A 20,336-nucleotide genomic window follows, 5' to 3' on the forward strand; every position below is an offset into this window, starting at 1 on the left:
CGCCGGCGGGTGGGGCCCCTTCACCCTCTCGTCGGCGCCACCCCCTGGCTCCTCGTGCGGAGAGGGTCAGGGTATGCCGCCCGCTCACCCAGGCTCAGCGCCTGAGGTGGGCGGGCGGCGTACGTTCCGCACGGGGGAGAGAGGGTCGGCGAGCCGGTCAGCTCATCGACATCCCGCCGGCTGGTGCGCTGGCGAACCACGGGGAGTGCAGGTCGAGGTAGCGCATGTCCCTCACCTGGGCCATCTCGTCCTCGAACTCGCGACGACGGTCCTCGGGCATCTCCTTCTTCTCGCCGACGCGGGCCTCCTCCTCGCTCCGGAACGCGATGGTCTCGGTGAAGAAGCCGTCCTCGTCGATCGCGATGGTGCCGCCGATGATCTCGGGACGCTGCTCCTGGAGCATGTCCATCGGCTGGTCCATGAAGCGCCGGAACCGCTCGGTGTCACTGAGCCGGCCCTGCATGACCTGCACGAAGCCCGCGTCGTCCGAACCGCCGTTCAGGAACATCTGCGCGTTGTCGCAGTCGTGGAAGGTGACGTCACCGTCGAAGCACTCCTGCATCTTGGTGAACCACTCACCCTGCTCGGGCCTGGTGGAGTTCCTGGCAGCGGCCTCCCGGCTCTCGAACCGGACCACGCCCACGAACTCGTTGTCGTCGGTCATGCCGTAGGTCCCCCCGAGCCAGCCCTCGGCCGTCGGTCCCAGCTGCTCTCGCCACTCGTCGGTCAGCTGGTGCATTCGGTCCGCGTCCCGACACTTTCCCTGGATGATCTGGATGAACACCTCGAAACCCTCCGCTCTCTGCAGGGGCCGCTTCCCACTGAAGTGGTCCACCTGACGAAGTTACGCCGGGGCCGCTGCCACGTCACCAGACAATCCGGGCTGTGCGCCGAGCGGTCGGCCAGGCACTGGCCGACAGCCCTGCGCGAGGACCGAGGTCACGCGAAGAGTGCCCCCACGACCTCGCGGAAGGTCGCGGTGTGCAGGTCGACGTCCGCCCGGCTCGTCTCGGGGCACATCAGGGCCATGTTGTGGAACGGCGTCATGAGGATGCCCCGGTTGCACATCGCGAGGTGCAGGTAGGCATCGAGCACGTCGTCGGCGGCCGCTGCAGACTCTTCACCGTTACCGGGTGCGGGACGCGCGAAACGGTACTCCGCCCGGGCGCCGAGCTGGCTGATCGACCAAGGGACGTCGAGCTCGTCGAGTGTCGCCTGGACGCCGGCGGTGAAGGCCGTCGCCAGCTCGGTCATGTGGCTGAACGCGTCGGGCGTAAGCACCTCCGCGAGCGTGGCCCGCATCGCCGCCGTCGACAGGGCGTTGCCTGCCAGCGTGCCGCCGACGCCACCCACGTCGACGATGTCGGCCTCGCCGGCATCGGTGTGACGGGTGACCGCGTCGGCGACCTCTCGGGAGATCCCGTAGGCGCCGCAAGGGATCCCGCCACCGATCGACTTGCCGATGACGAAGATGTCCGGCTCCAGGTGCCACTCGCGGGTCGCGCCACCCCACCCGGCCGAGAACGTGTGCGTCTCGTCGATCATCAACAGGGCGCCGTACCGGGTGGCTAGGTCGCGGAGCCGGGCCAGGAATCCCTCGTCGGGCAGCACGATCCCGATGTTGGTCAGGGCGGGCTCGGTGAGGATCGCGGCGACGTCGCCGTGGGCCAGCGCTGCCTCGACCGACGCGAGGTCGTTCCAGGTCGCGACGCGGGTCGTGAGGTCGAGGTCGACCGGGGGAGCGACGTTCCCGGGGCGACTCTGCGCCTTGCCCTCGGGACCGGGCAGGGCGAACGCCTCGTCCACGGAGCCGTGGTAGCAGTAGGCGAACACCAGCACCTTGGGCCGCCCGGTGGCGAGCCGTGCCAGCCGGATCGCCCAACGGTTTGCGTCGGTCGCGGACAGCGTGAAGCTCCACAACGGCATACCGAAGCGTCGCTCCAGCTCTGCGCCCACCCACTGGGCGTCCGCGGTCGGGAGCATAGTGGTGATGCCGCCCAGGTCGCCGGCCCGGCGCTGGACGGCGGCCACGGTCGCGGCAGGGGAGTGGCCGGCCATCGCGCCGGTGTCGCCGAGGGCGAAGTCGACGTAGGTGTGGCCATCGACGTCGGTGACCCGGTTGCCGGTCGCGCGGTCGAGGTAGAGCGGGAATCCGCCGGACCACATGTTCATCCAGGTCATCGGCACGCGGCCGAAGAGGTTGTCGGCCTCCTCGAACAAGGCGCTGCTGCGGGGGTGGTTGTCGGTGTATGCCGCCTGCTCGCGGTTGAGGAGCGCGGTGAGCCGGGCGCGGTCGAGGTGGGCCATGCGGCCACGCTAGGACCCAGGGCGGGCCGGTCGCAGGCGAGTGCGGATTCCGTTGCGGTGCGTAGTCAGCGGTGCGTGGTCAGCCCTTGACGTACGACAACTTTTCGCAGATGCGCCCGTCACGGAAGCGGACGACGTCCACGCCGCGGACGTGGCCCGGCGTGCCGTCGTCGTTCGTCCAGGCGTAGGACCAGCGGAACAGCGCCCGGTCACCGGCGACGAACTGCTCCTCGGTCGTGAAGACGGGGTCCGTCGTCTCGGCGAACATCTGGGTCCACACGGCGCGCACGGCATCGGCCCCCTCGTGGCGGACCCCGTCCGGCGCCGGCCCCGTGGCCTCGAACACGCAGTCCGGGGTCATCTCCAGCAGGGCCGCGTCCATGTCACCGTGCCCGAACGCCCGCAGGAAGCGAGCGGCGCAGGCATGGTTGGGGCCCCACTCCGAGTCGCGTCCGAAGGTGGCGAGCAGGTCGGCCTGGGACCCGCCGTGGGAGATGGCCCGAGGCGCCACGGCGCCGACGCTGCGGTAGGCCTCCTCGCGCTCGGCGAACCAGCCGGCCACGCCCGCCACGAGGGTCGGGTCGAGCCGCCGGTCCGTCCCGGTCGCCGCCGACAGGTCCCAGGAGTGGATGAGGTGGTCGGAGGCGAGCTGCCAGACGTACTCGGCGACGTCGGTGTCGCCGAAGGACAGGGGAACCGTGCCGCCCCGGGGGAGCCGCTCGGCGACGGACGTGGTGGCTGCCTTCGCCGCATCGATCGACCGCGCCACCGGCTCGTCGCCGAGCAGGTCGCCGTCGAGGCGGTCGCCCACCTCCTGGATCGTGCCGCCCTCCAGGAGGGCAGCGGTCCACAGGTCCTCCGACGTCACGTGGTTGACCAGGTCCCGCACGCTCCACTCGCTGCAGGGGGTGGGGGAGTCCCACTGGTCGTCGCGGACCGCGACGACGACGTCGGCCCAGCGCTCCACCGTGCGGTGGTACAGCGTGTTGAGATCCATCAGATAGCTCCGCTCTGCAGTGCCGTTCTGGTGGCCCGTACCCACCAGTCGAGGTCCGTCCTCTCCCGGGCCCGGATCGCCCGGTCCGGGTGCTCGACCGCGTCGAGCGCCTTGTTCCACCCCAGCCAGACCATGGCCGACAGGAGCCCGAGGTGCATGGTCCGGTCGTCGCATGCCTCGCCGGCCGCTGCCCGATACCAGCCGATCAGGTCCTCCCTCGTCGCCTCGACGACCGAGGAGCACCCGGCGACGAACCTGGCGATGTCGAGGGCTCCCGGTCCCTGCGTCGCCATCGCCCAGTCCAGGAGGACGAGGTCGTCTCCCTCGAACGCCATGTTGACCGTGGCCAGGTCACCGTGGGCCAACGTCGACGGCGAACGGTGCAGGGCGGTGACGAGCGGGGTGGGGTCGTCGAGCAGGCCGAGCACGGGGTCAGCGACGTCGGGCGGGACGGCATCGGCGAACAGCTCCCATCCGCGCAGTGCCAGGCGCATGAGCTCGACCTCGGCGACCCGGGCCTCCCGGATGCGTCGCGGGGTGAACAGCGTCACGACGAGGTCGAGCGGAGCCAGTCCGGGCGGCGCCTGGCCGAGAAGGGCACGGTGGAGGGAGGCGACTGCGGTCATCGTCTGTGCCGCCCGCTCGGCCGAGAGCCGGTCCTCCCACGTCAGGACGCGGTCGCCGAGGTCCCGCAGCACCAGGACCGTGCTGTCACCCTCGACCCAGCCGTCCACCACGGCGTGACCGACGCCCGGGGGCAGCCGGTCGAAGGCGCCGTCGCGCCACAGGACGTACTCCGGGGAGGGCCCACCGCCCGTCATGGCCAGGGTCACGTCGTGTCGGGGGTCGACCCGCTTGACCACGAGCGCACGCCCGTCCCGGAGCCGGACCCGCTCGAGCCCCGCTCCCGACTTGCCCACGTGGTCCGAGACCACTGTGCGTTCCACGACGTCGCGCAGGACGTCGCCCGCTGCCACGAGTCCACCGTGGCACGGAGCGCAGCCGCCCACCATGGCCCGATGGAGCCACTCAGGAGCCGGTGCCTAGGCTTGCCCCATGGCCAGGCAGCGCGTTCCCGAAGGACCCCCACCCGCCCTGGCGGTGCAGAAGCTGCGGATCAGGTACGCGAAGCGGGGTCGGCTGCGGTTCTCCTCCACCCGCGACTTCCAGCGTGCCCTCGAGCGTGCCCTGCGCCGTGCGGGGGTGCCGATGGCGTTCTCGGCCGGCTTCCACCCGCACCCGAAGATCAGCTACGCGAACGCGGCGCCCACCGGGACCGCCAGCGAGGCCGAGTACTTCGAGATCTCGGTGACCGAGAGGGTCGACCCCGAGTCCGTGCGTCGGGCCCTCGACGAGGCGCTGCCCGAGGGGTTGGACGTGCTCGAAGTGGTCGAAGCCTCCCCCGGTGCGCTCGCGGACCGGCTCCAGGGCAGCGACTGGGTGATGGACTTCCCGGGGCTCACCGTCGAGCAGCTCCAGCAGGCCGCCGACCAGCTCCTCGCGCTCGACCGGGTCGAGGTCATCCGCACCTTCAAGACCGGTCCGAAGACCTTCGACGTGAGATCGGCCGTCGTGTCGATGACCACGGAGCCGTCGCAGCGCCCCGACTGTGCGATACTGCGGGTGGTTGTACGGCACACCACACCGGCCGTACGCCCCGACGACGTCCTGACCGCGCTGCGAGCAGCCACGGAGCTCACGCCACCGACACCACCCCTGGTGACCCGACTGGCGCAAGGCCCGCTGCGACCCGCAACCGCTGGGGTGGCTGATCCACTGGCTGCCGACAAGAACGACGACGGCGCCTGACCTGGTGCCGCGCGACCTGCGCGAGCCTTGACGGGCGTAGCCCACCCGACTTCCGTGTCGACGGCACCCGCCACCGACACGACGCAACACCGCGCACCACGTGGCCGATGGGAGAGTCCTCCAGGACTCTCGGTGTGGCCTTCGCCCGTGGGTGACGGAAGGGCGCCGAATGGCCTCCAACGAAGACCTGTTCACCTCAGACTCCTCAGGCACCTCAGAGGGCCCAGACACCTCGGGTACCTCCGCGCAGGAGGCTGCTGCGGACGCTGGCGTCAACGCCCCGGCACCAGCCCGCAAGCGTGCACGACGGGCGACCAAGAAGGCGTCCGCACCGGAAGCTGTCGAGGTCACCGACTCGGGCGCAGCCGTCGTCGCGCAGGACGTCCTCGCCCTGGACGCTGCCCTCGGCTCCGCCGAGACGGATGCCGCCGACACGACCGAAGCTCCGGTCGCGGCGAGGAAGGCCGCCACCAAGTCGGCCACCAAGAAGACTGCGAAGAAGGCCACCGCGAAGAAGGCGGCTCCCAAGAAGGCCGCCAAGGCCACCGCCGACTCCCTTGCCGCCGACGTGGAGCCCGCCGTCGACGGGACGGCCATCGGCGAGACCATCGACGAGACCACCGACCCGACCGCGGTGGACGCCGAGCCTGCCACCGCCGCCCGCAGGACGAGGTCGCGTCGGGCCACCCGCGCCACGGCAGAGCCGGCGCTCGACGAGACGATCGACGCCGAGGCCACCGAGGCCACCGAGGGCGAGACGCCCGAGGACGAGACTTCCGAGGACGAGGCCGCAGCGACTGCCGCTGCCGTGCCGAGCTTCGGCGTGGTGTTCCAGGCGCCGGACCCGGCAGCGGCCCGGCCGACGCGCCGCCGCGCGGCCACCAAGGCGGCGGGACCGCCGCAGGTCACGGAGGCAGCCCCGGTCGCCGAGCAGGACACGACAGGCGAGGCAGAGCAGGCCGATGGTGCAGCCGAGGTCGGCGAGGTGCAGGACGCACCCGCACCGCGCCGCCGCCGCGGCCGTGGGGCCAGGCAGCAGGGCGGCGCCCAGGGCGACGCAACCGCCCGCGAGGACGCCGACACCGCCGAACGCACCGAGGACGCCGCGCAGGCCGACCAGGGTGGGGACGGCCACGCAGGCGACGACGACTCCGAGGGTGGTTCCGAGGGCGGTCGCCGCCGGCGCCGCCGTGGCGGCAAGGGCCGCGGCCGTGGCCGAGGTCAGGGCGACGCCGACGCCGCTGTTTCCTCTGAGGACGACGACGAGCCCTCCTCCGAGGGCCCCGACTCCGATGCCCTCGACGACCAGGGTGGTGACGGCGACGCGTCGTCGAGCCGTCGTCGTCGTCGCCGTCGCCGCAGTGGTTCCTCGGCCGAGGGGGACGACCCGCCCGGCACCGTGACCCGCGTGCGCGAGTCCCGCCGCGACGAGCCGCAGAGCGTGAAGGGCTCGACCCGCCTCGAGGCCAAGAAGCAGCGTCGCCGCGAGGGCCGCGAGGCCGGCCGTCGTCGCACGATCATCACCGAGGCCGAGTTCCTCGCCCGTCGCGAGAGCGTCGAGCGCGTCATGGTCGTCCGCGAGCGTGAGGGCCGCACCCAGATCGGCGTGCTCGAGGACAACGTCCTCGTCGAGCACTACGTGTCGCGCGAGAGCAACGCGTCGATGGCGGGCAACGTCTACCTCGGCCGGGTCCAGAACGTGCTCCCGTCCATGGAGGCTGCCTTCGTCGACATCGGCAAGGGCCGCAACGCCGTGCTGTACGCCGGTGAGGTCAACTGGGATGCCGCGGGGCTGGAGAACAACCAGCCCAAGCGCATCGAGAACGCCCTCAAGTCCGGTGACACCGTTCTCGTGCAGGTCACCAAGGACCCGATCGGTCACAAGGGCGCCAGGCTGACCAGCCAGATCTCGCTCCCGGGCCGTTACCTCGTCTACGTGCCCGAGGGCTCGATGACGGGCATCTCCCGCAAGCTCCCCGACACCGAGCGCAGCCGCCTCAAGGGCATCCTCAAGGAGGTCGTGCCGGACAGCGCCGGCGTCATCGTGCGCACCGCCGCCGAAGGGGCGAGCGAGGAGGAGCTGCGCGCCGACGTGGAGCGACTCACCAAGACGTGGGACAAGATCAAGGGCAAGGCCGACTCCAAGGGCAAGGCCAAGGGCGGGTCCCCGTCCCTCGTCCACGGCGAGCCGGACCTCACGGTCCGCGTCATCCGCGACGTCTTCAACGAGGACTTCACCTCCCTCGTGGTTGCCGGCGACCAGGCCTACGGCGAGGTCAGCGACTACCTCGGCGACGTCGCCCCCGACCTCGCCGAGCGGCTCCAGAAGTGGACCTCCGAGGAGGACCTGTTCACCCACTACCGCGTGGACGAGCAGATCGCCAAGGCCATGGACCGCAAGGTCTGGCTGCCCTCGGGTGGCTCCCTGGTCATCGACCGCACGGAAGCGATGACGGTCGTCGACGTCAACACGGGCAAGTTCGTCGGCTCGGGGGGCAACCTCGAGGAGACCGTCACGAAGAACAACATCGAGGCGGCCGAGGAGATCGTCCGGCAGCTCCGGCTGCGCGACATCGGCGGCATCATCGTCATCGACTTCATCGACATGGTCCTGGAGAGCAACCGCGACCTCGTGGTGCGCCGCCTCCTGGAGTGCCTGGGCCGGGACCGGACCAAGCACCAGGTCGCCGAGGTGACCTCGCTCGGCCTGGTCCAGATGACCCGCAAGCGCGTCGGGTCGGGCCTCATCGAGGTCTTCTCCGAAACCTGCGAACACTGCGGTGGACGCGGGATCATCGTGCACGCCGACCCGGTCGACCGGTCGTCCGGTGGCGACGGCCGAGACAGCCGCGACAACCGGGACAGCGGTGGCGGCAGTCAGGGTGGCGCCGGCTCGAGCGGCCAGAACTCACGCAGTGGCCGCGGCCGTCGCGGGCGCTCCGGCACCTCGGCCCCTGAGGAGCAGGCCCCGCCGCAGCCGGTCCACTCCGGTCCGACCCCGGCCCAGATCGCCGCAGCCGCGCACGCGGCGGCCCTGAAGTCGGCCGACCACCACCACCACGACGACGACCACGACCACCCCGAGCACGACGACCTGGGTGGGCAGGATGCCCCGGTCGTCGAGGTGCACGAGGACGTCGACCAGGAGCAGCCCGACCAGGCTGTCCCGGAGACTGCCTCTGAGGTTGTCCCTGAGGTTGTCCCTGAGACGCTGACGGAGCCCGAGCCGGTCCGCGAGCTCGCTCCCGAGCCCGTGGCCCTGGCCCCGAAGCGCCGCAAGCGCGGCCGCGTCGTCGCACCGGCCGGCCCGCCGCGCGCAGGCGCCGGCGACGCCGACGGCGAGCCCTCCGCGGAGGCGACGGCAGAGCAGGCCTGAGCCGTGCGGCATACCGGTGGATCACCCCTCGGTGTGCCGCACGACCGCCGGTTTGGTCGGCAAGGCCCCTAGCCGGTAATCTTCATCCTTGGTGCGCCCACCATCCGGCGTCCGCGGCTGAGTTGAGTCACAGCGCGGGTAGCTGCTGGCTGGTCCAGACAGAGAGCGCGTGCTTCCCGAAGTAGAAAAGAGTTCCACGTGTACGCGATTGTTCGCGCTGGTGGTCGCCAGGAGAAGGTTTCCGTCGGCGACGTCCTCATCATCGACAAGGTCAGCGGCAAGGCTGGCGACAGCATCGACCTGACCCCCTTGCTCGTCGTCGACGGCTCGACCGTGACCAGCGACGCTGCCAAGCTCGCCAAGGTCAGCGTCAAGGCTGAGGTCGTCAAGGCCGCCAAGGGCCCCAAGATCACGATCATGAAGTACAAGAACAAGACCGGCTACCGCAAGCGTCAGGGCCACCGTCAGCACCTGACCCAGGTCAAGATCACCTCGATCGACGCCTGAGTTTCGGACCAGAACAAGACATAGGCAGGTACTGACATGGCACACAAGAAGGGTGCGTCCTCGACCCGCAACGGTCGCGACTCGAACGCACAGTTCCTCGGCGTCAAGCGCTTCGGCGGCCAGCTCGTGAACGCGGGCGAGATCCTCGTCCGCCAGCGTGGCACGCACTTCCACCCCGGTGACGGCGTCGGCCGTGGCGGCGACGACACGCTGTTCGCGCTCGTCGCGGGCAACGTCCAGTTCGGCACGAAGCGTCGGCGCAAGGTCGTCAACATCGTCCCGCTGGAGACCTCGGACGCCAGCTGAGCCTCCGGGCGAAGCAGGAGATCAGATACTTCCGGGCGAAGCAGGAGATCAGATACCTCCGGGCGAAGCAGGAGATCAGATACCTCCGGGCGAAGCAGGAGATCAGAAACTTCGGTATGCCGCGTGGCCAGGCCACGCGACGCACCGCACCGGAGGGGGGGGGGGGGGCCACCTTCGTCGACCGCGTCGTGCTGCACGTCGCTGCCGGCGACGGCGGACACGGAGTGGCTTCCGTCAAGCGCGAGAAGTTCAAGCCGCTCGGAGGCCCGGACGGTGGCAACGGCGGGCGTGGCGGCAACGTCATCCTGCGCGTCGACCCGAACGCCACCACGCTGCTGGACTACCACCACCACCCCCACCGCAAGGCGACGAACGGCAAGCCCGGCGCCGGTGACGAGCGCAACGGCGCCGACGGCGGCGACCTGGTGCTGCCCGTCCCGGAGGGCACCGTCGTCAAGGACGGCGCCGGTGAGGTGCTGATGGACCTCGTCGGACTCGACGGTGAGTTCATCGTCGCCAAGGGTGGCCGGGGTGGCCTCGGCAACAAGGCCCTGTCGTCGGCCCGTCGCAAGGCGCCCGGCTTCGCCCTGCTCGGTGAGCCCGGTGACACCCTCGACATCGTCCTCGAGCTCAAGTCGCTCGCCGACGTCGCGCTGATCGGCTTCCCCTCTGCAGGGAAGTCCTCTCTCGTGTCGGTGCTGTCGGCCGCGCGACCCAAGATCGCGGACTACCCGTTCACCACGCTGGTGCCCAACCTCGGCGTCGTCCAGGCCGGTGACGCTCGCTTCACCATCGCCGACGTCCCCGGGCTGATCCCGGGCGCCAGCGAGGGCAAGGGCCTCGGGCTGGAGTTCCTGCGCCACGTCGAGCGGTGCTCGGTCCTGGTGCACGTGATCGACTGCGCGACCCTCGAGCCCGGCCGCGACCCGATGAGCGACCTCGACGTCATCGAGCGCGAGCTCGCCCAGTACGTCCCTGACGCGACCCTCGGCGGCCGACCGCTGGCCGAGCGCACGCGCATGGTCGTGCTCAACAAGTCCGATGTCCCTGACGCGAACGAGCTGGCCGACATGGTCAAGCCCGACCTCGAGGCGCGCGGCATCGAGGTGTTCGTCGTGTCCGCGGTCGCCCACACGGGGCTGCGTGAGCTGACCTTCGCCATGGCGCGGCAGGTCAAGGCCGCTCGGGCCGAGATCGAGGCCGCAGCCGCGGCCACCCCGCAGCGCATCGTGATCCGGCCCAAGTCGGTCGACGACACCGGCTTCAAGGTCATCCGCGAGAACACCCCGGACGGCGAGGTCTTCCGCATCGACGGTGAGCGGCCCACCCGCTGGGTGCGCCAGACCGACTTCTCCAACGACGAGGCCGTGGGTTACCTCGCCGACCGGCTGGGCCGGGCCGGCGTCGAGCAGGCGCTCTTCGCCGCCGGGGCGGTCGCCGGAGCCACCGTGCTCATCGGCCCGAAGGACGACGCCGTCGTCTTCGACTGGGAACCCACCCTCGTGGCCGGCGCCGAGCTGCTGGGCGCCCGCGGCACCGACCTGCGGCTCGAGGACGCTGCCCGTCCCACCCGCGACGACAAGCGGGCCGACTACGCCGACCGTCGCGCGGCCAAGACCGCCGCCCGCGACGAGCTCGCTGCCGAGCGTCGGGCCGGTCACTGGGCCACGGCGAAGGACGAGGACGCCGAGGAATGAGCGTCGAGGGATGAGCGCGGCTGACCGCCGGGGGGACGTGGCCCGCGCCCGGCGCCTCGTGGTCAAGGTCGGTTCGTCGAGCCTGACCGACGTCGGGGGAGGGGCGCTCGACGAGGAGCGGCTCATCGCCCTCGTCGACGTGCTCGCCAAGCGACGCCTCGCCGGTCACCAGGTCGTGCTGGTGTCCTCGGGCGCCATCGCCGCGGGCATCGCACCTCTCGGCCTGACCAGGCGGCCCTGGGACCTCGCGACCCAGCAAGCCGCGGCCAGTGTGGGGCAGGGAGCCCTCGTCGCGGCATACCAGCGGGCTTTTGGTGTCCACGGGCTGACGGTGGGGCAGGTGCTCCTGACGGCCGACGACATGACCCGTCGGTCGCACTACACCAACGCACGGCGCACCCTCGACCGGTTGCTCGAGCTGGGCATCGTGCCCATCGTCAACGAGAACGACACCGTGGCCACCCACGAGATCCGGTTCGGGGACAACGACCGGCTTGCCTCCCTGGTGGCCCACCTCGTGCACGCCGACGGGCTCGTCCTGCTCACTGACGTGGACGCCCTGTATGACGGGCCGCCCAGCCGAGCCGGAACCAAGCGGGTGCCGACCGTGGTCGGGGGAGCGGGCCTGGACGTGATCGCGATCGGCGGCACGGGTTCGAGCGTCGGCAGCGGCGGAATGGTCACCAAGGTCGAGGCGGCCTCCATCGCCAACGCCGCGGGGATCACGACCGTGCTCACCAGTGCGACCCAGGTCGAGCAGGCGCTGGCCGGCGAGGACGTGGGCACCGTGTTCGTCCCCACGGGCTCGCGCCGCACCTCCCGCAAGCTGTGGCTGGCCCACGCCACGACGCCGATGGGCCGGCTGCTGCTCGACCCGGGGGCAGTGCGTGCGGTCACCGAGCGGCGTACGTCGCTGCTGCCCGCCGGGATCACCGGAGTCGAGGGCACCTTCTCCGACGGTGACCCCGTGGACCTGTGTGCTCCCGAGGGGCGCGTGGTCGGCAGGGGCTTGGTCAACTACAGCTCTGCCGAGCTGCCCGGCATGCTGGGCCGCTCGACCCACGAGCTGGCCAAGGAGCTCGGGCCGGAGTACGAGCGTGAGGTCGTCCACCGCGACGACCTCGTCATCCTGTAGGACCGTCTTCACCTGGCGCCCTCAGCGGAGCCGGCTGACCTCGAACTGCAGTCGCGGCTCGGCGATGGTCTCCTGCGACTGGACCAGCTGGAGCTCTCGCTCGCCGGAGTCGAGGGTGTTCTGGAGCAGGTCGAACACGCTGCTCGACGTCCGGGCCAGGGCCACCGCCGGGTCGCCGGTCGACAGCAGGTGCGCGGTGAACAGGGCAGCCGTGACATCGCCGGAACCGTTGGCCTTCATGGCCAGTCGCGGCGTCTGGACGATCCATGCGCCGTCGTCGGTGACGGCCATCATCTCGATGGTGTCGGCGGGGGCGTCGGGCCGCTCGACGCTCGTGACCAGCACGATCGACGGACCCAGGTCGCGCGCGAGGTCAACGGAGGCCAGCGTCTCCTCGATGGTCCGAGGCTGCGTGCCCGTGAGAAAGCCGAGCTCGAACTGGTTGGGCGTGATCAGGTCGGCGGCCGGGACCACGCGCTCGCGCAGCAGCACCGGGATCGCCGGGTGCACGAAGCAGCCGCTCTTGGCGTTGCCCATCACCGGGTCGCAGGCGTAGATCGCACTGGGGTTGGCCGCCTTGACCCGCGCCACGGCGTCGAGGATCACGTCCCCGATGTCTTCGCCTCCCTGGTAACCGGACAGCACCGCGTCGACCTCGGCGAACGCGCCACGCTCCTCGACGCCGCGCAGGACTGCGCGGACGTCGTCGGCGGGCAGCAACGGCCCCCGCCACTCGCCGTAACCCGTGTGGTTCGAGAAGTGAACGGTGTGGACGGGCCAGACCTCGACCCCCAGCCGCTGGAGGGGGAAGACGGCGGCGCTGTTGCCGACGTGGCCGTAGGCGACCGAGGACTGGATCGACAGGATGCTCACGCCAGCATTCAACCAGCGTGGCGGAGAGGTCCCCACCCGGCTGCTGGACGGGCGCGTGGTGAGGTGGCCACGCGGCTTACCCTTGGGGCATGGCTGAGATCGACCACGCCGCCGTCGCGCAGGTCGCCACCGCGGCCCGCGCCGCTCGCGCGGCCTCCCGCAGGCTGGCGCTGCTCTCACGGGCGGACAAGGACGCTGCGCTGCACGCGCTCGCCGATGCCCTCGACGCCGCGACCGACCGCGTCGTGGCGGCCAACGCCGAGGACCTCGAGCGCGGCCGCGCTTCCGGTATGCCGCAGGGCCTGCTGGACCGCCTGGCTCTCGACCCGCATCGGGTCGCCGCCGTGGCCCAGGCGCTGCGTGACGTGGCCGCCCTGCCGGACCCGGTGGGGGAAGTCGTCCGGGGCTCGACCCTCGCCAACGGCCTGCAGATCCGCCAGGTGCGGGTACCCATGGGCGTCGTCGGCATGGTCTACGAGGCGCGCCCCAACGTGACTGTCGACGCCGCCGGGCTGGGCCTGAAGTCCGGGAACGCCGTCATCCTCCGGGGTGGTTCGGCCGCCGAGTCGACCAACCGGGCGCTGGTCGACGTGATGCGGGCGGGTCTCGAGAGCCAGGGACTGCCGGCCGACGCCATCACCCTGCTCGAGGGTGGGCGGGACTCCGTGCGAGCGCTGCTCACCGCCCGCGGCCTGGTCGACCTGATCATCCCTCGCGGCGGTGCCGGCCTGATCCAGACCGTCGTGACCGAGTCGACGGTGCCGGTCATCGAGACCGGGGTGGGCGTCGTGCACGTCTACGTCGACGCTGCCGCTGACCTCGACAAGGCCCTGGCCATCACGGTCAACGCCAAGACCCATCGACCGAGCGTCTGCAACGCCGCCGAGTCGCTGCTGGTGCATCAGGCGGTCGCGGCTGACTTCCTGCCCAAGGTCCTTGCCGAGCTCTCAGGTGCCGGTGTGGTCCTGCACACCGACGACGCGTCGGGCGCGGCTGCTGAGGCTGCCGGGGTGGCCCACGAGGCGGCCACCGAGGAGGACTACGGCACGGAGTACCTCGCGTTGGAGATGAGCGTCCGCGTGGTGCCCGACCTCGACGCCGCCATGGAGCACATCCGGACCTACGGCTCCGGGCACACCGAGGCGATCGTGACCGAGGACCGCGCTGCCGCCCGACGCTTCACCAGCGAGGTCGACGCCGCTGCCGTCATGGTGAACGCCTCGACGCGGTTCACCGACGGGGGAGAGTTCGGGTTCGGCGCGGAGATCGGGATCTCCACCCAGAAGCTGCACGCCCGGGGGCCGATGGCCCTGCCGGAGCTCACCACGACCAAGTGGATCGTCGAGGGCGACGGACAGGTGCGCGCCTGACGCTCGGGTGTGTCCAGGGACAAGGTGAGAGCCCCTCGAAGTATGAGTTCGAGGGGCCCTCGGTGGCGATCCTCCCGGCCGCTGACAGAGCCAGCTGCTGGGTGGATCTCCAGGTGCGAGGTCCGGTGCCACCGAGGTGGCGCCATGCTCGCGGTGCGGGTGCTGTCGTCACCGAGGTGACGACTCTCCCCACGGGTGGTGCAGTTCCTCGGCCGGCGAACCGGCCATGTCCCTGCCCCTGTCGATCGCCCACGTCCTCCGGCGAACCGGATGTTGTGGCCACTGCGACGATGGCGCCCTGCCTGCTCCGGCGAACCGGTGCAAGCCATGGCGATGCGATCTGGTCAACGGGCCCGGCATTCCTCCGCGGCGTCGCCCGCGGACCTGTCAGCCCGAAGGCCTCAAGGACCTCGTCCGAGCGAACCCGGTCGAGGCGGTCGTCCGTTATCCGGCTGACCTGTGCTCCTGTCTCACGGCCGTCCCGGGTCTCCCCGTTTCGACCCTCCGACCGGAGCGCGTGAGAGATTTCTAATGGCCGCATCCGTTGTGCCGCAATAGCTTTCGCGAAACATTTTTCGTCCACCGGTTTCCCACACCGTTGTCCACACCCGGCCGTGCTCGCACGGGATGTTGTACACACCCCTGTGCACAACATCCGTGGACAGACGCGCCGATGGATCCGGTCCGATCCCCGGGCGGATCCCGGGAGAGCGGGGGCTTGCGAGGCGGGGGCGGCGATGGGCACGGCCCGGGCCCCGCCGGCGGGTACGCTGGGGCCCATGTCGTTGTCGTCGTCGTCCGTGTCCCTGTCGAACCTGGTCGTTGTCGCCGAGGAGCACACTCGCGAGCTGCCGATGTCTCCCTATGCCTTCGGGGCCCTCGCGTTCGTCTCGTTCCTCGCCCTCCTGGGCGTCCTGTGGGCCTTCCGTGGCACCGCGCAGAAGCACGTCCTCGGTCACGCCTCGCACGGCGGTGGCCACCAGCACGACAGCCACGGCGCGCACACCGACCACCAGGGCAGCCACCACTGACCATGCGCCTCGGAGTGATGGGCGGGACGTTCGACCCGATCCATCACGGCCACCTCGTGGCCGCCTCCGAAGTCCAGACCCGGTTCGGGCTCGATGAGGTCGTCTTCGTCCCCACGGGCCAGCCCTGGCAGAAGGACGAGCGCGAGGTCAGCGCACCGGAGCACCGCTACCTCATGACGGTGGTGGCGACCGCTTCCAACCCCCGCTTCACGGTGAGCCGGGTGGACATCGACCGTCCCGGCCCGACCTACACGATCGACACCCTGCGCGACCTGCACCGTGAGCGGCCCGATGCCGAGCTGTTCTTCATCACCGGTGCCGACGCGCTCGCCCAGATCCTGTCCTGGAAGGACGCGGACGAGCTGTTCGACCTCGCCCACTTCGTCGGCGTCACCCGGCCGGGTTACGTCCTTTCCGAGTCCGGTCTCCCCGCCGACCGGGTCACCTTGCAAGAGGTGCCCGCGATGGCGATCAGCTCCACTGACTGTCGAGCGCGCGTCGAGCGCGCCGAACCCGTCTGGTACCTCGTGCCCGACGGCGTCGTCCAGTACGTCAACAAATACCGCCTGTATGCCGCCGGCTCACCTGCCGGCGCACCGGCACGAACGTAGGAGAGCAGTGCCCGCCACCGAACGATCCCTTGACCTGGCCATGACGGCCGCCAAAGCCGCCGACGACAAGCTGGCCACCACAGTGGCCGGCATCGACGTCAGCGAACAGCTCGCCCTCACCGACGTGTTCGTAATCGTCTCGGCGAGCACCGACCGACAGGTCGGCGCCATCGTCGACGAGGTGGAGGACCAGCTCCGCGAGAAGGGTGCCAAGCCGATCCGCCGCGAGGGCGAGCGGGACGGCCGCTGGGTGCTGCTCGACTTCGGCGACATCGTCGTGCACGTCCAGCACGATGAGGAGCGCGAGTTCTACGAGCTCGAGCGGCTCTGGAAGGACTGCCCCGAGATTGACCTCGGCGTGCCCAAGCGCCGGGACGCATGAGCGGCGAGGCCTCGGCCTCGACCGCCCCGACGACCTCTGGTCGGCGCCGGATCATCGTGCTCAGGCACGGCCAGACCGACGACAACGCGCGGGGCGTCTGGCAGGGACAGGTCGACAGTGACCTGTCCTCGCTCGGCCACGAACAGGCACGCGCAGCGGCCGGTGCGCTGGCGGCATACACGCCGTCGGTGGTCGTGGCCTCGGACCTGAAGCGGGCGGCCGAGACCGGCGCGGAGGTCGCGCAGGCGTGTGGCCTGCCGATCAGCTACGACGCGCGGTGGCGAGAGATCCACGTGGGTCAGTGGGCAGGCATGACGAGCGAACAGGTGAGCAGCGAGTTCCCCGAGGAGCGGCTGCGACACCTGCGCGGCGAGGACTTCGTGCGCGGGGTGGACGGGGAGTCGCTGTCGGACGTGGCACAGCGGGTCCGCGCCGCTCTGGACGACCTGCTGGACGGCCTTCCGGCGGGGCAGACGGCCATCGTGGCGACGCACGGGGTGACCGGCCGCGTGGTCATCGCCGAGCTCGTGGACCTCGACCGGCTCACCGCCTGGCGGGTGCTCGGGGGTTTCGGCAACTGCCACTGGGCCGAGGTCGTCGAGGCCGAGAACGGCTGGCGGATCCAGGCCTGGAACGCGTCGGCCTGAGGTCTGTGCGCGGACGCCGCCCCGATTTGGAGATTGGGTGGGGGTACTGGGTAAACTTCCGCAGTCCCCCTCGGGGGATGTCCCACTCGGGAGACCGGGGCTGTGGCGCAGTTGGTAGCGCACTTCCATGGCATGGAAGGGGTCAGGGGTTCGAATCCCCTCAGCTCCACCGAACACGAGATGGCCTCTGGCCGGCGGAAACGCTGGTCAGGGGCCATTTCCGACGGCATCACGCGGGTAGCAGAACCCGGACCTGGTCCCTCACCTCGCGCACGAGGTGGTCGGCCGGTTTGGCGATGTTGATTGTCGCGGCCATGCTGACGAACATGATCGCGGAGACGATGTGCGCGAGGGTAGCGGCGTCGTTGGAGTGGATGCGATCGTCCCGCTGCAGCACATCGGCGATCGCCATTTCGGTCTGCACGGTCAGGTTGAGCGCGTCGCGGTGGTGGGGTTCCTCGGGGTCGCCGAAAACGATCTCTCGTAGGTAGGTCCGTCCGTTGTCGACCTGTTTGCGGTTGCACTCCACGACCGGGCGGACGATCGCCATGACCGCGTCGAGCATGTCGGGGATGTTCTGGGCCGCCGTCCTGCCTTGGGTGAGCGCATCGGCGTAGGTGGAGTTCTGCACGAGCAGCAGGAGCTCGCCCTTGGACTTGGCGTAGAGGAACAGCGTGCCCGCACCGATATCGGCCCTGTCGGCGATCTCCTGGGCGGTGACCTCGTCGACGCCGCGCTCGGCGAAGAGCTCCCGTGCGGCGGCGGTGATGCGGTCGAGTTTCTGCTGCTTGTTCCGCTCACGCCGTCCGACGGGCTGGGAGGTGAGTGGCATGGCTGCCGCCCTTCTCTGCGGTGGGCTCCGGGGTGTGGGCTCGAATGTGCCGGCGCTCATTCTTCCACGGCGGTGAGAGGAGCTCTCGTATCTCGGAACTCCGGTTAGAGCGCCCCACCGGTCCGCCGAGAGCCGCCTTGACTTGGCCGGTCAGGTCATCGGCGATGACCTCGTACTCGCCGGCCTCGACTGCGTCGTAGTCCTCGGTCACGAGCGCCGTTGGCTGCATCTCGTTCGATCGGCGCTTTCGCCAGTGACTTGCTCATGTCGCTCATTCCTCCTGGGTTGGGTCGCCCGGTCGGTCAGCGGGCGAGGAACTCGACGGCGACCGGGGCGAATCTGTCGTGGAACTGGAAGATGCCGCCGTGGCCGGAGTCGGGGTAGATGACCAGCTCGGAGCCCTTGATGCGGCGGTGCAGGTCTTCGGAGAGCACCGAGGGCACCATCCGGTCGTTGTCCCCGTTGGCGATCAGGGTGGGCTGGGTGATCTGCGAAAGGTCGGCGGCGGGTGACCGTCCCCACTTCTTGATCGCCTTGAGCTGCGTCTGGAACGCCCTGACCGCGACCGGCTTGTCGCGGTCCGTTGTGCGCTCCTTGAGGCGCTCCACGAACGCGCGGGCGGCGGGCTTGCCCGTGGCGTTGCGGTTGAAGAAGAGAAACTCCTTCGGGTCCGACCGCGTCACGGCGGCGCGGAGGATGTCGTAGTAGGTGACGCCGGCGACCTTGTCCATGTCCTTGCCGCCAGCGGGGCCGGTGCCGGTAAGGACGAGCTTGCGGACGAGGCCGGGGTGCTTCACCACGAGGGCCTGGGCGATCATGCCGCCGAGGGAGAAGGAGAAGATGTCGACTTTTTCGAAGCCGAGCGCCTTGATGAAGGTGGCGGCGTCATCGGCCATCGCCTCGATGCTGTCGGGAACCGTGCCGGTGGAAGCCCCGATGCCGCGGTTGTCGAAGGTGATGACGTGGTGCTGAGCGGCGATGGGGTCGATGATCCGGGGGTCCCAGTTGTCGAGGTTCGCGGCGAGGTGGACGAAGAAGACGACGGGGACCCCGACCTTCGGCCCCAGCTCGCGGTAGGCGTAGGTCACGCCGCCGGCGTGGATGGTGCGGGTCGGCGCGTCCTTGTAGGAGGTGATGACGTCGTCCTGTGCGTGGCTGTTCGTGCTCATGATGTTCTCCTGTGTCCTGGTTCTCGGGTGATGAGGTGGGCTGGTCAGGCCCTGCTGATGACGGCCTTGCCGCGGATGCCGCCCTTGTCGAGCGACTGAACCGCCTTCACGGTCTGGTCGAAGTCGAAGACCCGTCCGACGACGGGGCGCAGTGCGCCGGCATCGACGAGATCGGTGATGTGGCGAAGCTGGTCACCGCTGGCGCGCATGAAGAGGAACTCGTACGTCACGCCCAGGCGCCGGGCTTGGCGGCGGATGCTGCTGCTCAGGGCCGTCATCACCAGCCGGAGGATCGGGTTGAGGCCGAGCTCGCGGGCAAACGCCGAGTCGGGGGGCCCGGCAATCCCGATCGCTTTGCCACCGCGGCGCAGCACGCGGAGCGACTTCTCTAGGTTTGTCCCGCCGAGGCTGTCCAGCACGAGGTCGTACCCGTCAAGGAGATGTTCGAAGTCCCGGCTGCGGTAGTCGATGACCACGTCCGCCCCGAGCGCCCGCACGAAGTCGACGTTGCCGGTGCTGACGGTGGTGGCGACCGTGGCACCGAGGTGCTTGGCGAGCTGGATCGCGATCGTTCCTACTCCGCCGGCGCCGCCGTGGATGAGGACCCGTTGTCCTGGCTGCAGGTTGCCCCGCTCGACGAGCGCCTGCCATGCGGTCAAGGCCACCAGCGGTAATGAGGACGCTTCCTCGAAGCTGACCGACACGGGCTTGAGCGCCAGATCCGCCTCGGCAACCGCGATGCGTTCCGCGAAGGCTCCGATGCGGTCCTTGTCGGGCCGGGCATACACCTCGTCGCCGAGCCTGAAGCCCTGCACCTTCGCGCCGACGCCGATCACCGTTCCGGCGACGTCGTTGCCGAGGATCTGCGGCAGCTTGTACCGGAGGATCTGCCGGAACTCGCCCGTCCGGATCTTCTCGTCGAGCATGTTGAGCCCGGCAGCCTGGACCTCTACCAGCACGTCGCGCTCTCCGACCACGGGCTCGGGGACATCCGCTTGCTGCAACGGACCCTTGTACTGCCTCACGACGAACGCTCGCATGCTGACTTCTTCCTCGACAGATTAACTGAGTGACCTCAATAATGAGCACGCTCAGTTAATCTGTCAAGCGAGGGCCGTCAGGGATGCTGCTCACCGGGGGTGGTGGCCAGGACGGATGCTTGACCAGCTGCTTGACAGCAGCGGCGCGTTTCGGCGCACTTCGGGGGACGTTCGGGGAATGGTTCATGCTCAGGCGGACGTTCGGGGACACCGGTGGATGTGCCGAATCTGCATGGCATGGAAGGGG

Annotated in this window: 19 protein-coding genes and 1 tRNA gene; 12 read left to right on the forward strand and 8 right to left on the reverse strand. The window is 70.1% G+C overall.

Annotated features, from left to right (window positions below):
• Window positions 1-157: 157 nt before the first annotated feature.
• From AC1DS4_RS17680 to AC1DS4_RS17695, 4 genes are all read right to left on the reverse strand, one after another.
• Complete coding sequence (locus AC1DS4_RS17680) at window positions 158-784, reverse strand: hypothetical protein (protein ID WP_477615380.1); 627 nt, start codon at window positions 782-784, stop codon at window positions 158-160.
• 155 nt (window positions 785-939) lie between these two features.
• Complete coding sequence (locus AC1DS4_RS17685) at window positions 940-2,307, reverse strand: transaminase (RefSeq protein ID WP_477632634.1); 1,368 nt, start codon at window positions 2,305-2,307, stop codon at window positions 940-942.
• A 79-nt stretch (window positions 2,308-2,386) separates the two neighbouring features.
• Window positions 2,387-3,304, reverse strand: a complete 918-nt coding sequence (locus AC1DS4_RS17690; protein ID WP_477632633.1) for a TIGR03086 family metal-binding protein — start codon at window positions 3,302-3,304, stop codon at window positions 2,387-2,389.
• Window positions 3,304-4,281 carry a phosphotransferase family protein gene (locus tag AC1DS4_RS17695; RefSeq protein ID WP_477632632.1) on the reverse strand — a complete coding sequence of 326 codons (978 nt, stop codon included), beginning with the start codon at window positions 4,279-4,281 and terminating at the stop codon, window positions 3,304-3,306. Before AC1DS4_RS17695 ends, AC1DS4_RS17690 begins: the two co-directional genes overlap by 1 nt.
• A gap of 79 nt (window positions 4,282-4,360) precedes the next feature.
• On the opposite strand from AC1DS4_RS17695, the gene AC1DS4_RS17700 reads away from it, so the two are divergent.
• From AC1DS4_RS17700 to proB, 6 genes are all read left to right on the forward strand, one after another.
• Entirely contained in the window at window positions 4,361-5,113 is a 753-nt protein-coding gene (locus tag AC1DS4_RS17700; RefSeq protein ID WP_477632631.1) for a TIGR03936 family radical SAM-associated protein, read from the forward strand.
• A gap of 169 nt (window positions 5,114-5,282) precedes the next feature.
• Entirely contained in the window at window positions 5,283-8,489 is a 3,207-nt protein-coding gene (locus AC1DS4_RS17705; RefSeq protein WP_477646088.1) for an Rne/Rng family ribonuclease, read from the forward strand.
• 198 nt (window positions 8,490-8,687) lie between these two features.
• Window positions 8,688-8,996, forward strand: a complete 309-nt coding sequence (gene rplU / locus AC1DS4_RS17710; RefSeq protein WP_140741724.1) for a 50S ribosomal protein L21 — start codon at window positions 8,688-8,690, stop codon at window positions 8,994-8,996.
• A 36-nt stretch (window positions 8,997-9,032) separates the two neighbouring features.
• Window positions 9,033-9,302: a 50S ribosomal protein L27 gene (gene rpmA / locus AC1DS4_RS17715; RefSeq protein WP_179420401.1), complete on the forward strand. Its 270-nt coding sequence runs from the start codon at window positions 9,033-9,035 to the stop codon at window positions 9,300-9,302.
• A 116-nt stretch (window positions 9,303-9,418) separates the two neighbouring features.
• Window positions 9,419-10,999 carry a GTPase ObgE gene (obgE, locus tag AC1DS4_RS17720; protein ID WP_477646089.1) on the forward strand — a complete coding sequence of 527 codons (1,581 nt, stop codon included), beginning with the start codon at window positions 9,419-9,421 and terminating at the stop codon, window positions 10,997-10,999.
• A gap of 10 nt (window positions 11,000-11,009) precedes the next feature.
• Window positions 11,010-12,134, forward strand: coding sequence for a glutamate 5-kinase (gene proB, locus AC1DS4_RS17725; protein WP_477623445.1), 1,125 nt, complete (start codon window positions 11,010-11,012; stop codon window positions 12,132-12,134).
• A gap of 21 nt (window positions 12,135-12,155) precedes the next feature.
• Here the strand turns inward: proB and pdxY are convergent, their stop codons facing one another.
• A complete protein-coding gene (gene pdxY / locus AC1DS4_RS17730) occupies window positions 12,156-13,007 on the reverse strand; it encodes a pyridoxal kinase PdxY (protein WP_477633676.1) in 852 nt (283 codons plus the stop codon).
• Between the two features lie 89 nt (window positions 13,008-13,096).
• Here pdxY and AC1DS4_RS17735 point away from each other — a divergent pair, with 89 nt between their 5' ends.
• The 6 genes from AC1DS4_RS17735 (at window position 13,097) to AC1DS4_RS17760 (ending at window position 17,217) form a co-directional block, all read left to right on the forward strand.
• Window positions 13,097-14,377: a glutamate-5-semialdehyde dehydrogenase gene (locus AC1DS4_RS17735; protein ID WP_477633675.1), complete on the forward strand. Its 1,281-nt coding sequence runs from the start codon at window positions 13,097-13,099 to the stop codon at window positions 14,375-14,377.
• 779 nt (window positions 14,378-15,156) lie between these two features.
• Window positions 15,157-15,408, forward strand: coding sequence for a hypothetical protein (locus tag AC1DS4_RS17740; RefSeq protein WP_477633674.1), 252 nt, complete (start codon window positions 15,157-15,159; stop codon window positions 15,406-15,408).
• A 2-nt stretch (window positions 15,409-15,410) separates the two neighbouring features.
• Window positions 15,411-16,019 carry a nicotinate-nucleotide adenylyltransferase gene (gene nadD, locus AC1DS4_RS17745; RefSeq protein ID WP_477615369.1) on the forward strand — a complete coding sequence of 203 codons (609 nt, stop codon included), beginning with the start codon at window positions 15,411-15,413 and terminating at the stop codon, window positions 16,017-16,019.
• 7 nt (window positions 16,020-16,026) lie between these two features.
• Window positions 16,027-16,401, forward strand: coding sequence for a ribosome silencing factor (gene rsfS / locus AC1DS4_RS17750; protein WP_082592622.1), 375 nt, complete (start codon window positions 16,027-16,029; stop codon window positions 16,399-16,401).
• Window positions 16,398-17,048 (forward strand): histidine phosphatase family protein, encoded by a 651-nt coding sequence (locus AC1DS4_RS17755; protein WP_477633673.1) that lies wholly within the window; start codon window positions 16,398-16,400, stop codon window positions 17,046-17,048. The genes rsfS and AC1DS4_RS17755 overlap by 4 nt, the downstream gene beginning before the upstream one ends.
• A 96-nt stretch (window positions 17,049-17,144) precedes the next feature.
• Window positions 17,145-17,217: transfer RNA gene (locus tag AC1DS4_RS17760), tRNA-Ala, on the forward strand.
• Between the two features lie 60 nt (window positions 17,218-17,277).
• On the opposite strand, the gene AC1DS4_RS17765 is transcribed toward AC1DS4_RS17760, so the two are convergent.
• The 3 genes from AC1DS4_RS17765 to AC1DS4_RS17775 all read right to left on the reverse strand — a co-directional run bounded on the left by AC1DS4_RS17765 (window position 17,278) and on the right by AC1DS4_RS17775 (window position 20,089).
• Window positions 17,278-17,880 carry a TetR/AcrR family transcriptional regulator gene (locus AC1DS4_RS17765; RefSeq protein WP_477633672.1) on the reverse strand — a complete coding sequence of 201 codons (603 nt, stop codon included), beginning with the start codon at window positions 17,878-17,880 and terminating at the stop codon, window positions 17,278-17,280.
• Window positions 17,881-18,182: 302 nt separating this feature from the next.
• On the reverse strand, window positions 18,183-19,049 hold the full coding sequence (locus tag AC1DS4_RS17770) for an alpha/beta fold hydrolase (protein ID WP_477633671.1): 867 nt from the start codon (window positions 19,047-19,049) through the stop codon (window positions 18,183-18,185).
• 44 nt (window positions 19,050-19,093) lie between these two features.
• Complete coding sequence (locus AC1DS4_RS17775; RefSeq protein ID WP_477633670.1) at window positions 19,094-20,089, reverse strand: NADP-dependent oxidoreductase; 996 nt, start codon at window positions 20,087-20,089, stop codon at window positions 19,094-19,096.
• Between the last annotated feature and the right edge of the window lie 247 nt (window positions 20,090-20,336).

It is taken from the genome of Pedococcus sp. P3_C7 (assembly GCF_056402615.1).

Excerpts from the sequence above, each read along its gene's own strand:
- AC1DS4_RS17685 (WP_477632634.1), bottom strand. The coding sequence starts at position 2,307 with ATGGCCCACCTCGACCGCGCCCGGCTCACCGCGCTCCTCAACCGCGAG.
- AC1DS4_RS17690 (WP_477632633.1), bottom strand. The coding sequence starts at position 3,304 with ATGGATCTCAACACGCTGTACCACCGCACGGTGGAGCGCTGGGCCGAC.
- AC1DS4_RS17700 (WP_477632631.1), top strand. The coding sequence starts at position 4,361 with ATGGCCAGGCAGCGCGTTCCCGAAGGACCCCCACCCGCCCTGGCGGTG.
- AC1DS4_RS17705 (WP_477646088.1), top strand. The coding sequence starts at position 5,283 with ATGGCCTCCAACGAAGACCTGTTCACCTCAGACTCCTCAGGCACCTCA.
- rpmA (WP_179420401.1), top strand. The coding sequence starts at position 9,033 with ATGGCACACAAGAAGGGTGCGTCCTCGACCCGCAACGGTCGCGACTCG.
- obgE (WP_477646089.1), top strand. The coding sequence starts at position 9,419 with ATGCCGCGTGGCCAGGCCACGCGACGCACCGCACCGGAGGGGGGGGGG.
- proB (WP_477623445.1), top strand. The coding sequence starts at position 11,010 with ATGAGCGCGGCTGACCGCCGGGGGGACGTGGCCCGCGCCCGGCGCCTC.
- AC1DS4_RS17735 (WP_477633675.1), top strand. The coding sequence starts at position 13,097 with ATGGCTGAGATCGACCACGCCGCCGTCGCGCAGGTCGCCACCGCGGCC.
- AC1DS4_RS17740 (WP_477633674.1), top strand. The coding sequence starts at position 15,157 with ATGTCGTTGTCGTCGTCGTCCGTGTCCCTGTCGAACCTGGTCGTTGTC.
- nadD (WP_477615369.1), top strand. The coding sequence starts at position 15,411 with ATGCGCCTCGGAGTGATGGGCGGGACGTTCGACCCGATCCATCACGGC.
- AC1DS4_RS17755 (WP_477633673.1), top strand. The coding sequence starts at position 16,398 with ATGAGCGGCGAGGCCTCGGCCTCGACCGCCCCGACGACCTCTGGTCGG.
- AC1DS4_RS17765 (WP_477633672.1), bottom strand. The coding sequence starts at position 17,880 with ATGCCACTCACCTCCCAGCCCGTCGGACGGCGTGAGCGGAACAAGCAG.
- AC1DS4_RS17770 (WP_477633671.1), bottom strand. The coding sequence starts at position 19,049 with ATGAGCACGAACAGCCACGCACAGGACGACGTCATCACCTCCTACAAG.
- AC1DS4_RS17775 (WP_477633670.1), bottom strand. The coding sequence starts at position 20,089 with ATGCGAGCGTTCGTCGTGAGGCAGTACAAGGGTCCGTTGCAGCAAGCG.